The organism is Aeromicrobium sp. CnD17-E, assembly GCF_024124745.1.
Taxonomy (GTDB): domain Bacteria; phylum Actinomycetota; class Actinomycetes; order Propionibacteriales; family Nocardioidaceae; genus Aeromicrobium.
This window is the reverse complement of record NZ_JAMXRU010000100.1, coordinates 1-11792: the sequence shown is the minus strand read 5'-3', so window position 1 is coordinate 11792 and position 11792 is coordinate 1. Positions and strand designations below refer to the sequence as shown.

Here is an 11792-nt window from a genome sequence, read left to right as displayed (position 1 = left end):
CTCACCAGGTGTCGACGGTGCGCCCCGAGCCGACGAGCCGGCCGTCGCGGTCGGCGGCCTCCACCAGCCGGGCGAGCAGACCTCGGGTCTCGGCAGGGTCGACGACGTCGTCGATCTCGCCGTGCCGGGCGACGTTCAGCGCCGACGCGTGGGCCTGCGCCAGCGCGGTCAGCTCGCGCACCGTGCGCTCGCGCTCCTCCTCGTCCGCGATCGCCTCGAGCTCCTTGCGCATCGACAGCCGCACTGCCCCCTCCAGGCCCATCGCGCCGAGGTGAGCACCGGGCCACGCCACCGTCATCAGCGGCTCGTGCAGGCTGCCCCCGAGCATCGCCTGCGCGCCGAGTCCGTAGGCCCGGCGCAGCACGACGCCGATCATCGGCACCTGCAGCGAGGCGCCCGCCACCAGCAGCCGCGCGCAGTGCCGGACCATCGCGGTGCGCTCGGCCTCGGGGCCGACCATCATCCCCGGGGTGTCCACGAAGGAGACGACGGGGAAGCCGTGCGCGTCGCAGAGCTGCAGGAACCGGGCCGCCTTGTCGCCCGCGTCGGCGGTGATCGCGCCGGCCACGTGCCGGGAGTCGTTCGCGAGCACGCCGACCGTCCGCCCCTCCAGACGAGCCAGCGCCGTCACCAGCTCCGGCGCGAACGTGGGGCGCAGGGGCAGCACGCTGTCCTCGTCGAACACCGTCTCCAGCACCGGCAGGGGGTCGTACGCGCGACGCTCGCCGGCCGGGACCACGTCCCGCAGCACGGTCTGGTCGCCGGCGGTCCAGTCGTCGCGTCGGCCCAGGAAGTAGCCGATCAGCTCCCGCGCCACCTGCGGTGCCTCGTCGTCGTCGGCCACCACGTCGACCACGCCGTTGGCCGTCATCACGTCGATCGGGCCGACGTCCGCGGCCACCACGTCGCCCAGGCCGCCGCCCGCGATCATCGCCGGCCCGCCCATGCCGAGCGACGCCCGCGACGTCGCGACCACCAGGTCGGCCGTCCCGGCCACGACCGCGTTGCCGGCGAAGCAGTTGTCGTCCACGACCGCCACGCGCGGGACCCGCCCCGACAGGCGCGCCCACGCCGCGAACGTCGGCACGTCGAGCGCCGACGCCAGCGGGATGTCGGTGTCGCCAGGGCGTCCTCCGCCGCCCGCGGTGAAGAACACCGTCGGCAGGCCGAGACGGGCCACGACGTCGAGCAGCCGGTCGGTCTTGGCGTGCCCCCGCATGCCCTGCGTGCCGGCCATCACGAGGTAGTCGTACGACAGGACGGCGCAGGCGCGGCCGTCGATCGTCGCGAGGCCGCCGACGATCCCGTCGGCCACCGTGCGGTCGAGCAGGTCGTCGTCGCTGCGCCGGTCGGTCTGCGCCGCGGTCACGAACCGGCCGTACTCGACCAGGCTGCCCGGGTCGACCAGCGCGGCGACGTTCTCGCGCGCCGTGCGGCCCCCGCGACGGTGCAGGCGCGCCACGGCCTCGGGTCGGGCGGCGTCCTCGGTGAGCGCGCGTCTGGCGAGGAGCTCGAGCAGGTCGGGTCGGATGTCCACCCGGCGATCCTGCCGCACGACGGTCCAGGCCGTGCGGACCAGCCTGTACGGGTCGGCGAGAGCCCTACCGGGTCGTGCCGTGCCGGGAGAGGTGGTCGTGCAGGCCCCGCAGCACAGCGGCGTCCTCCGCACTGGTGCGGACGGGGTCGGCGACCCAGTCGACGAGCGGGGCGCTGCTGCGCGCCGCGCCCGAGCGGACGTCGGCGGCGGCCGCGGCCAGGAGCCGACCGACAGGTGTCGTGGGCGGTGCGTCCACGCGCTCGGCGACGAGCGCCTCGGCGCGCTCGAGCGCGACGTCGGGCACGTGTGGTCGGCGCCGGGCCGCCAGCGCGGCCACCGCGTGCGGCAGTGCACCGGTCGGCAGGTCGCTCGACGTCAGCTCCTCGGCCATCGTGTCGAGGTGCAGCTCCATCAGCCAGGTCGGCATGCCGCGGGTCGCGAGCATGTCGGCCAGCCAGAACACCTGCTGCACCGCGACGGCCTCGGGCGCGGCGACGAGGTGCACGATCCAGCTCGAGTCCGACACCGAGAAGCGCGCCCCGCGGTCGCCGTAGCGGTCGCGGTAGTACGGCAGGCCCTCGTACGACGTCCGCGCCGCGCGGATCGCCGCGCGGAGCATCGACAGGTCGGTGGCGATCGCGTGCCCGCCCGTCTCGGGGTTGAGCACCGTCGCGTCGGCCGGCCACGCGCTCGAGCGGCGGGGGAGGGCCAGGCCGATCGTCCGCACGAGCTCGACGACGACGCGGGCGACCTCGCCCGGCGCGTCGTCGGCGTCGTGCTCGAGCGCCTCCAGCACGGCCAGGCGCAGCGTGTCGGCGTCCGTGGTGCCGAGGATGCCGGCCACGCGCTCGATGCCCACGACGGCGGCGACGACGGTGGCGTCCGTCTCGCGGCCCTGTGCCTGGCGGTCGCAGTGCTGCAGCACCAGCGCGGTCGCCTCGTCCAGGGTCGCGTCGACGGCCGCGGCGCGACCGCGCGCGCCGCCGAGGTCCCCAGGTCTCATGTGGTCGATCGTGCCAAACGAGGGGTCACGCCGGGTCCGTGGGCGACTGCGGGGTGAGCAGGGGCGCTGCTGACAGGCTGGCCATGACGCGGCGGGCGAGCGCCGGACCATCCTCCTCGCCGCGCCGTTCGTCGACCTGCTTCAGCACGAAGACGGCCATCCAGGCCGTCGCGGCGACGCCCACGTCGTCGGCCGCGACTCCGCGCCGTGCGGCCAGGGCGACGCACAGCCGGTCGTAGGCCTCGGAGAGCCACTCCAGGAGGCGACCGTGCAGCCGCGCGTTGGCGTCGGTGAGCTCGCGGAACCGGTCGGCGTAGGGGTTCGCGCCTCGCGTGTGCTCGAGCAGGGCCAGGAGCGCGTGCCCCAGGGCCGTCTCGGTGTCCTCGTCGGCAGGCCGGCCGGTCAGCTCGTCGGCCATGAGGCCGGGGTCGCCGAGGAACGCCGTCCCGAGCTGCTCCTTCGTCGGGAAGTAGCGGTACAGGGTCGAGATGCCGACGCCGGCACGCTGGGCCACGTCCTCCAGGGTCGTCGCCTCGTAGCCCTGCTCGAAGAACATCTGCATGGCGGTCGTGGCGAGCAGCTGTCGGGTGCGCGCCGCGTTGATCTCGCGCAGTCCCATGGCGTCACCGTAGGCGACCTGCTGGTCCCCGGCTGGTCAACTATCCGCGGGTGGGCCGATCGTGCCGGTGTCAGGCCAGCCGACGCAGGGCCGCGCCCATCGCGTCGACGAGCGCGGTCAGGCCCTGGAGGGGGCGCACCATGACCGTGAACTCGACGAGCCGGTCGTCGGGGCCCCAGCGCAGCATGTCGACACCGTGCACCTGCTTGCCGCCCACCTCCGTGGTGAACTCCAGCACCGCGGACTCCTCGTCCCACAGCTGCCGGTGGTAGGTCAGGTGCGGCCCGAGGACCTCGAGCGCGGCGCGCAGGTACAGCGTCGTCGTGGCACGACCCTCCTGGGGCGTGTGGACGGCCGGCGAGCGGAAGACGACGGCGTCGGCGAGCAGGGCCTGGAGCCGCTCGAGGTCGCCGGTGCGCACGACCTCGTGCCAGGCGTCGACGGCGGCGGGGCGGACGGTGGACGGGCTCATCGTGCTCCTCTGGTGCCTCGGGTGTGGGCTGCGTCACGCGAGGGTGCCGCGGGCTGCGGCCCCCGCTAGGGTGGTCTCACTGTATGCAATCAGTTGCATAGTTCGCCAGCGGGCCGGGCCGTCGTGCCCACCCGCCGAGTCCCGAGGAGACCCCCGTGGCCCTGCCCGAGATCCTGCGCCGTCCACTCAGCCTGCCCGTCGTCGCATCGCCGATGTTCATCGTCTCCGGGCCCGAGATGGTCGTGGCGCAGTGCACGTCCGGCATCATCGGCTCGTTCCCCGCGCTCAATGCGCGCCCGGCCTCGCTGCTGACCGACTGGCTCAGCCAGATCACCGAGCAGAACGCCTCCTTCGCCGCCGCGAACCCCGACCGCCCGGTCGCGCCGTTCGCCGTGAACCAGATCGTCCACCGGTCGAACGACCGGCTCGAGCACGACCTCCGGCTCTGCGTCGACCACCAGGTGCCGATCGTCATCACCTCCCTCGGTGCCCGGGAGGACGTGAACGAGGCCGTCCACTCCTACGGCGGCATCGTCCTGCACGACGTGATCAACGACCGGTTCGCGCACAAGGCGATCGAGAAGGGCGCCGACGGGCTGATCGCGGTGGCTGCGGGAGCCGGTGGCCACGCCGGAACGCAGTCGCCGTTCGCCCTGGTGCGAGAGATCCGTCGCTGGTTCGACGGTCCGGTGCTGCTCTCGGGCGCCATCGCGCACGGGCGTTCGGTCCTGGCCGCCCAGGTGGCCGGAGCCGACCTCGCCTACGTCGGCAGCGCGTTCCTCTCGACGCACGAGGCGAACGCCGCGGAGGAGTACAAGGACATGATCGTGTCGTCGTCGGCCGCCGACATCGTCTACAGCAACCTCTTCACCGGCGTGCACGGAAACTACCTGCGCGGCAGCATCGTCGCCGCCGGCCTCGACCCCGACGCGCTGCCGGAGTCCGACCCCACGGCCATGGACTTCGGCACCGGGGGCGACGACGACCAGCCGAAGGCGAAGGCCTGGCGCGACATCTGGGGCTCCGGCCAGGGGGTCGGCGCGATCGACCAGCGTCGGTCGGTGGCCGAGCTCGTCGCGCAACTGCGTGCCGAGTACGACGAGGCCCTCGCCGCGCCGATCTGGGACGGTCGCCGCGAGCTCAGCCTGGCTCCTGCTCCCGCCTGACCAGGTCGGGACCACACGACAGCGCCGCCGCGGCCCGAAGGCCGTGGCGGCGCTGTGGTGCCCGCGTGGAGCTCAGCCCGCGACGCGGTCCTGCTGCGCGAGGGCGCCGCGCTGACGCTCGGGCTGCGCGTGGTCGAGTCGGCGCGAGCGGGGGTCGATGAGTCGGACGATGCCACTGCCGCGGAACGCGTCGCCCACGTTGTCGGCCTCGATGGCCACCACGTCGCCGTGGCCCGTGCTCGTGCCCAGGGCACGGAGTCCCGGACGACCGAGGGCGCCGATGGCCTCGACGACGGCGCGCACCGTGGCGGCGTCGCGCACGGCGTGGAACGTGACGGTGGGGGTGGGGAAGGTCGACATGTCCGGCTCCTGTCGCGCAGGGGGTGTGTGGGGGTAACTCCCAAGATAGTGCACAAGTTGTTCATGAGCATGTCGAGCTGAACAACTTCTCCGTGAACTGGTTCACTCCTGCCGCGCGCCGACCCGCGGGGGGACGCGCGCGGGGCGACCGGGAGAATGAGCCCGTGGACGACGCGGAGCGGGACTGGGCGCCGCACGCCCGCGTCGAGGTGCCCTGGCGGCAGCAGGTCGAACGTGGTCCGCGCGCCGACCGGCTGCTGCGCAGCATCGAGGTCCGGGTCCCCCCGCGCATCGCGGAGGCCGAGCACGTCGCCGATCGTCCGCTCGCCGCGTCGATGGCGAACGCCCTGGCCGGGCTGCGTCAGCTCGACGGCAGCCACGGGCGGCGTCTGCGCTCGCTGAACCAGCTGCTGCTGCGCACCGAGTCCGTCGCGTCGTCGAAGATCGAGGACGTCGAGGCCAGCCTCGTCGACTACGGACGCGCCGTCCTGGGCGCGCGCTCCAGCGCGTCGGCGGTCTCGATGGCAGCCGCCACCGACGCCCTGGCCGACGTCGTGACCCAGGCCGACGTCAGCGGCGTCATCGGGCTGACGTCCTTGCGCGACGCGCACGCCGTGCTGTTCCGGCGCAGCGTCGACCAGCAGCACCACGCCGGTCGCTTCCGGACCGTCCAGAACTGGATCGGGGGATCGGACTACACGCCGCGCAACGCCCTGTACGTGCCGCCACCGCCCGACCTCGTGCCCGGGTTGCTGGAGGACCTCGTCGCCTTCGCCAACCGCGACGACGTGCCGGTGCTGGTCCAGGCTGCCGTGGTGCACGCCCAGTTCGAGTCGATCCACCCGTTCGTCGACGGGAACGGTCGGATCGGGCGGACGCTCGTGCACGCGGTGCTGCGTCGTCGTCGCGTGACCCGGCACCTGACGGTCCCGCTCGCGTCGGCGCTCGTCGCCCACCGTGAGAGCTACTTCGACGCGCTCGGCGACTACCGCGAGGGCCTGGCGCGCCCGATCGTCGCCATGCTCACCGCCGCCGTCATCGTGGCGACCCACGAGAGCCGACGCACCGCCACGCACCTGCACGAGATCCGCACCGACTGGGACGCCCGGCTGGGTCCCGTCCGCCGTGGCTCGCCGGTGCACCGGGTGCTGATCGCGCTGCCGGAGCATCCCACGGTGACGGTCTCCGGGCTCGCGGAGTCGCTGGGCCTCGAGCGCGACGAGGTCGGCGCGGCCGTGGACGCCCTGCACGCCGTGCAGATCCTGGAGCCGGCACCGCGCGGCCTCGGCGACCGTCGCCGCGGACGGTGGGAGGACCGGGTGTGGGCGGCCCGCGACATCCTCGACGAGCTGGCCGACCTCGACCAGCGCATCGTCGCCGTCAGCCGGCTGCGCGACGGCTGACGCGGACCGGGTCGCGCCCGGGAGCAGGCAGGGCCAGGATGGACGGATGGCCGATCCGACGGAGGACAGCATGAGCGAGCAGGCCCACCAGCCCGGCCAGGAGGTCGAGGCCGACGATCCTGGCGTGCCGAACGACCCGCCCGGTCCCGACGTGCCGCAGGACGCGGGCCCGAGCCTCTCGCCCGACGTCCCCGCCCCTCCGCTGGCGGAGCAGCCCGAGGGCACGAGCGAGGTCGACGGGGCCGACCCCCATCGCGGCGAGACCGAGCCGGGCCCGGCGGACGACGAGACGCAGACGGCGCCCGGCGCCGGGGGCGACGAGCCGGGCGACCACGACCGCCCCGACTGACCCAGGGATCAGCCGGTGTCGCCCGGCCCGGGCCGCCGACGCGTCCGCTTGACGTCGCCCCGGCGCTTCTTGGCATCCACGCGACGACGCTGCGAGGCACGGGTCGGACGGGTGGCACGCCGGGGTCGCGGGGGCACCACGGCGGCGGCCACGAGCTGTTCGAGACGGACGCGGACGGCCTCCCGGTTGCGGTGCTGCGAGCGGTACTGCGACGAGGCGAGGGTGAGGGTCCCGTCGACCAGACGGGTCCGCAGCCGTTCCTCGGCGAGCGCGCGCTGCGCCTCCGAGAGCACCGTCGAGCGACGGAGGTCCCACGTCACCTCGACGCGGGTGTCGCTGGTGTTCACGTGCTGACCGCCGGGACCCGACGACCGGCTGAACCTCCAGGTCAGCTCGTCGTCGGGGATGCGGAGACGGTCGTCAGCCACGGCCGTCGCATCCGGCAGGCTCAGGTCGCATCGGAGCCGCCGCGGGAGCGGGAGAAGTCGATCCGGCTCACCGTGCCGTGACCCTCGCCCGAGCCTGCCGCGGTGTCGTCACCCTCGGCGTCGTCGTCGGCCGCCTCGTCGGGGAAGTGCCCGAGGTAGGCCATCGCCGCGTCGTGCAGACGCCCGTTCGTGGCGACGGCGTTCACGCCCCACGGTCCGTCGGTGCCGTCGAGGGCGGTGAACCGGCCACCCGCCTCGCGGACGATGACGTCGAGGGCGGCCATGTCCCAGAGCTTGAGCTCGGGCTCCGCGGCGATGTCGACGGCTCCCTCGGCGACCAGCATGTAGGACCAGAAGTCCCCGTACGCCCGGGTGCGCCAGCAGCGTCGCGCGAGCGCCCAGAAGGCGTCGGCCTTGTCGATCTGCTCCCAGGACGGTGCCGAGCTGAACGACAGCGACGCGGCCGAGAGGTCGGAGACCTGCGAGCAGCGGATCTGCCGGGCGTGCATGAACGACTTGCCGGTGTAGGCGCCCGCGCCCTTCGAGGCCCACCACCGCCGACCCAGGGCCGGGGCGGAGACGAGCCCGGCGACGATCTCGCCGTCCTCCTCGAGCGCCACGAGCGTGGCCCACACCGGGACGCCGCGCACGAAGTTCGACGTGCCGTCGATCGGGTCGATGATCCACCGGCGCTCGTGGGAGCCGTTGGAGCCGAGCTCCTCGCCCTGCTCCTCCCCGAGGACCACGTCGCGCGTGCGGGCCGACTTGAGGACGCGGCGGATGGCCGCCTCCACCGCCTGGTCGGACTCGGTCACGTAGCTCATGTCGGGCTTCGTGGACACCTCGAGGTCGATCGCGCCGAACCGGTCCATCGACAGGTTGTCGGCGGTGTCGGCCAGCACGTGCGCGAGCCGCACGTCGTCGTTCCAGGAGTGCGTCATGCTCGCAGGGTAGCGGCGACGCCCGACGCACCCGACCTGGCCAGGGGTGTCGGGTGTCGTCCTGCTCTCCGCGACGGCGGTGCTCGTCCCGGTGCTCGTCGTGCTGCTGGGGTGAGCCGGGCCGACGCCGGCTCACCAGCTGGTGGTGTCCTTCGCCGCGACGATGCGCCGGAACGACTCCACCCGGGCCGCCGGCACGGTGCCTGCGGCCACGGCGAGGTCCAGCGCGCACTCCGGCTCGGTGGCGGCGTGCGTGCACCCGCGCGGGCAGTCGCGGCTCGCGTCGTCGAGGTCGGGGAACGCCCGCAGCACGTCGTCGACCTCGACGTGCGCCAGGCCGAACGAGCGGAAGCCGGGCGTGTCGATGATCCACCCACCGCGCCCTCCGGTCGTGGCGTCGTCGAGCTCGATCGCGAGCGCCGACGTCGACGTGTGGCGGCCGCGGCCGGTCACCTCGTTCACGTGGCTCACCGCGCGGCCCGTCCCGGGGACCAGGGCGTTGACCAGCGTCGACTTGCCGACGCCGCTGTGCCCGATGAAGACGCTGACGCGGCCGGCGATCGCCTCGCGCAGCTCGTCGAGGTTCTCGAGCCCGTCCGCGCCGCGTCGGGTGACGACGGCGCGGACGTCGAGGGGACGGAGCAGGTCGAGGATGGGGTCGGCGGACCCGAGGTCGGACTTCGTGAGGCAGACGAGCGGCTCCATGCCGGCCTCGAACGCGGCGACGAGGCAGCGGTCGATGAGCCCGGGTCGCGGGGGCGGGTCGGCCAGCGCCGTCACGACGACGAGCTGGTCGGCGTTGGCGACGACGACGCGCTCGATCGGGTCGTCGTCGTCGGCCGTGCGCCGCAGCACGGTGCGGCGGGGGAGCACCTCCACGATGCGGGCCAGGGTGCCGGTGTCGCCGCTGACGTCGCCCACGACCCGCACCTCGTCGCCGACCACGACGCCCTGGCGCCCCAGCGGCCGCGACTTCATGGCGGTGACGAGCGGCTCCTCCGGGGTGGTGTCGAGCAGACGCAGCGTGTAGCGGCCGCGGTCGATCGTGACGACCCGTGCCACGGGCGCGTCGTCGTAGGACGGGCGGTCCTTGGTGCGCGGACGCGTGCGACGACGCGGTCGGTCGAACCCGGCGTGCTCGTCGTCCTGCCTCACGCGACCAGCCGCTCCCACACCGGCGCGAAGTTCGGGTACGTCTTCACCGTGGTCGAGACGTTCTCGACGAACAGCTCCGGCACGCGCAGCGCGAGGACGACGGCCGCGTGCGCCATGCGGTGGTCGTCGTAGGTCTCGAAGATCGCCCCGTGCAGGGGACGCGGTCGGATCTCGAGGCCGTCCTCGGTCTCGGTGACGTCGCCGCCCAGCCGGTTCAGCTCGGTCGCGAGGGCGGCGAGACGGTCGGTCTCGTGGCCCCGCAGGTGGGACACGCCCCGCAGCCGCGACGGGCCGTCGGCGAGCGCCGCGAGGGCCGCCACCACCGGCGTGAGCTCGCCGACGTCGTGCAGGTCGAGGTCGACGCCCTGGATGCTGGAGCCGCCCTGGAAGACGAGGTCGGCCCCGTCGCGCTCGACGCTGCCGCCGAACGCCTCGACGAGACCGCGCCACGCGTCGCCGGCCTGCTGCGTCCGCTCGGGCCAGCCACGGACCCGCATCCGACCGCCGGTGGCCACGGCGGCGGCGACGAAGACGCCGGCGTTGGAGAGGTCGGGCTCGATCTCGACGTCGAGGGCGTGGATCGGCCCGGGCGCGACGACCCACCGGTCGGGGGTGGAGTCGTCGACCTCGACGCCGCGGCGACGCAGCTCGTGCACGGTCATCTCGACGTGCGGGAGCGAGGGGAGGGTCGCGCCGACGTGGCGCAGGTCGAGCCCGCGCGCGAAGGCGGGCGCGGCGAGCAGGAGCGCCGACACGAACTGGCTGGAGGCCGACGCGTCGACCTCCACCGGGCCGCCCTCCACCACGCCGGTGCCGCGGACGACGAACGGCAGCGCACCGCGACCCTCGTCGTCGACGTCGACGCCCAGGGCGCGGAGGGTGGCGATCGTCTGCCCCATGGGCCGGCGGCGGGCGTGCGGGTCGCCGTCGAAGGTCGCGGGCGCGGACCGCAGCGCGGCGAGCGGCGGGACGAAGCGCATGACCGTGCCGGCCAGCCCGCAGTCGACGCTGACGGGCGCGGTGCTGGTGCGGTCGACCGGGGTGACCCGCCAGGTCGTGCCGTCCTTCTCGACCTGCGCGCCGAGCGACGTCAGGGCCGCTGCCATGAGCTGCGTGTCGCGGGATCCGAGCGGTCGTGACAGCGTCGACGGGCCGTCGGCGAGCGCCGCCAGCACGAGGGCGCGGTTGGTCAGCGACTTCGAGCCGGGCACGAGGACCTGCGCGTCGACGGGGGTGTCACGAGTGGGGGCGAGCCAGGGCAGCGGGGCGTTCATCACGCGTCACTCTAGTGGGGACGAGCCGTGTCGCCGCAGCGCGCGGCGACCACGGCCGTCGCGCTCACGGACGCAGGTCGTCGATGCGCTCCGCGACGGCGTCGGCTGCGTCAACGACCTTGTTCTTGGCGCGGGTGCCGATGAACTTCTTGTGCGGGTCGGGGTCGAGGGTGCTCATGAGCAGACCGCCGATGAGCGAGACGTTCTTGAGGAAGTGGATCGTCTGGTTCTGCCGCGACGCCGGGTCGGACTCGTTCCAGAACGGGTGTCCCACCGCGGTGGTGGGGACGAGGGTGCCGGCGAGCACGGCCGCCGAGAGGCGCGGGAAGTGGCCGGTGGCCAGCGCCGCACCTGCGACGACGTGCACGGCACCGTTCACGCGGACGAGGTTCGTCGGCGACGTCTGGAGCTGCGGCGCGGTGCGTCCGAGCGCGTCGGCGACGGGCTCCGCCTTGGGCCCCATGGCCGACGCGTGGCGCAGGGCGTTCACACCCCCGTACACGAACATCGACGCGAGCAGGGGACGGGCGAGGGTGCGCAGGACGGTCATGGACCCATCATGCCAACGTCGCCAGGTTCCACAACGCCAGCGGACCGCAGGACCGTCGCTGCGCGGGGACGCGGGTCAGAGGGGGAGGATCCAGCTGCCCGAGCTGAAGCGCACGGTGTCGTTGTCCGCGTGCGGGTCCTCGGGGGCGGTGATGCGGATCGTGCCGGCCGGGGCCGCGCCCGCCACCTTGAAGGGGAAGGTGCCGCCTTGTCCGGCCGGCATCAGCCTGCTGCAGCTGAGGGCGGTGATGCGGTCGTTGCGCGACGCGTCGCACGTCCAGCCGCCGCCCGGCACGCCCCGGAAGGTCGCGGAGCGGTCGAAGGCGATGGAGATCGTGACGGTGCGCGCCACCGGGTTGCTGCCGCCGTCGGCGGTGATCGGCACGATGATCCGCCGCTGCAGGTAGGTGCTGTCGTTGGTGATCGAGGGCGTCCCGAGGCCGAAGTCGGTGGGCGTGACCGGCGGCGGGGTGGGGGTCGGCTCGGCGGTGGGGGTGGGCGACGGCTCGGGGCCGGCCGACTCGCCGGGTGCCGGG

General features: G+C 74.0%; 13 protein-coding genes and 1 pseudogene. 3 read left to right on the top strand and 11 right to left on the bottom strand.

The genetic code is table 11. The annotated features are described in order from the left end of the window. Position 1 precedes the first annotated feature (1 nt). The 4 genes from NH339_RS14990 to NH339_RS14975 form a co-directional block, all read right to left on the bottom strand. The gene (locus NH339_RS14990) at positions 2-1537 is read right to left on the bottom strand and encodes a carboxyl transferase domain-containing protein (RefSeq protein WP_253026750.1); all 1536 of its coding nucleotides are present in this window, start codon (positions 1535-1537) and stop codon (positions 2-4) included. Between the two features lie 64 nt (positions 1538-1601). Further along, positions 1602-2540, bottom strand: a complete 939-nt coding sequence (locus tag NH339_RS14985; RefSeq protein ID WP_253026748.1) for a hypothetical protein — start codon at positions 2538-2540, stop codon at positions 1602-1604. Between the two features lie 25 nt (positions 2541-2565). Next, complete coding sequence (locus tag NH339_RS14980) at positions 2566-3159, bottom strand: TetR/AcrR family transcriptional regulator (RefSeq protein ID WP_253026746.1); 594 nt, start codon at positions 3157-3159, stop codon at positions 2566-2568. A gap of 70 nt (positions 3160-3229) precedes the next feature. Then, positions 3230-3631 (bottom strand): nuclear transport factor 2 family protein, encoded by a 402-nt coding sequence (locus tag NH339_RS14975; RefSeq protein ID WP_253026744.1) that lies wholly within the window; start codon positions 3629-3631, stop codon positions 3230-3232. Between the two features lie 155 nt (positions 3632-3786). Between NH339_RS14975 and NH339_RS14970 the strand changes: the two genes are divergently transcribed. Beyond that, complete coding sequence (locus tag NH339_RS14970; RefSeq protein WP_253026742.1) at positions 3787-4797, top strand: nitronate monooxygenase family protein; 1011 nt, start codon at positions 3787-3789, stop codon at positions 4795-4797. 72 nt (positions 4798-4869) lie between these two features. Here NH339_RS14970 and NH339_RS14965 read toward each other — a convergent pair whose 3' ends face one another. Next, complete coding sequence (locus tag NH339_RS14965; protein ID WP_067856131.1) at positions 4870-5157, bottom strand: hypothetical protein; 288 nt, start codon at positions 5155-5157, stop codon at positions 4870-4872. Between the two features lie 164 nt (positions 5158-5321). On the opposite strand from NH339_RS14965, the gene NH339_RS14960 reads away from it, so the two are divergent. Beyond that, positions 5322-6560 (top strand): Fic family protein, encoded by a 1239-nt coding sequence (locus NH339_RS14960; RefSeq protein ID WP_253026740.1) that lies wholly within the window; start codon positions 5322-5324, stop codon positions 6558-6560. 46 nt (positions 6561-6606) lie between these two features. Further along, on the top strand, positions 6607-6909 hold the full coding sequence (locus tag NH339_RS14955) for a hypothetical protein (protein ID WP_253026738.1): 303 nt from the start codon (positions 6607-6609) through the stop codon (positions 6907-6909). Positions 6910-6917: 8 nt separating this feature from the next. On the opposite strand, the gene arfB is transcribed toward NH339_RS14955, so the two are convergent. From arfB to NH339_RS14925, 6 genes and pseudogenes are all read right to left on the bottom strand, one after another. Next, positions 6918-7337, bottom strand: a complete 420-nt coding sequence (gene arfB / locus NH339_RS14950; RefSeq protein WP_253026736.1) for an alternative ribosome rescue aminoacyl-tRNA hydrolase ArfB — start codon at positions 7335-7337, stop codon at positions 6918-6920. 20 nt (positions 7338-7357) lie between these two features. Next, positions 7358-8278, bottom strand: coding sequence for an inositol monophosphatase family protein (locus NH339_RS14945; protein ID WP_253026734.1), 921 nt, complete (start codon positions 8276-8278; stop codon positions 7358-7360). 132 nt (positions 8279-8410) lie between these two features. Then, positions 8411-9433 carry a ribosome small subunit-dependent GTPase A gene (gene rsgA / locus NH339_RS14940; RefSeq protein ID WP_253026732.1) on the bottom strand — a complete coding sequence of 341 codons (1023 nt, stop codon included), beginning with the start codon at positions 9431-9433 and terminating at the stop codon, positions 8411-8413. Next, a complete protein-coding gene (gene aroA / locus NH339_RS14935) occupies positions 9430-10707 on the bottom strand; it encodes a 3-phosphoshikimate 1-carboxyvinyltransferase (RefSeq protein ID WP_253026730.1) in 1278 nt (425 codons plus the stop codon). The genes rsgA and aroA overlap by 4 nt, the downstream gene beginning before the upstream one ends. Before the next feature lie 64 nt (positions 10708-10771). Continuing rightward, positions 10772-11257, bottom strand: a complete 486-nt coding sequence (locus tag NH339_RS14930; RefSeq protein ID WP_067856151.1) for a DoxX family protein — start codon at positions 11255-11257, stop codon at positions 10772-10774. A gap of 75 nt (positions 11258-11332) precedes the next feature. After that, positions 11333-11792: pseudogene (locus tag NH339_RS14925) on the bottom strand (hypothetical protein); the annotation flags it as partial.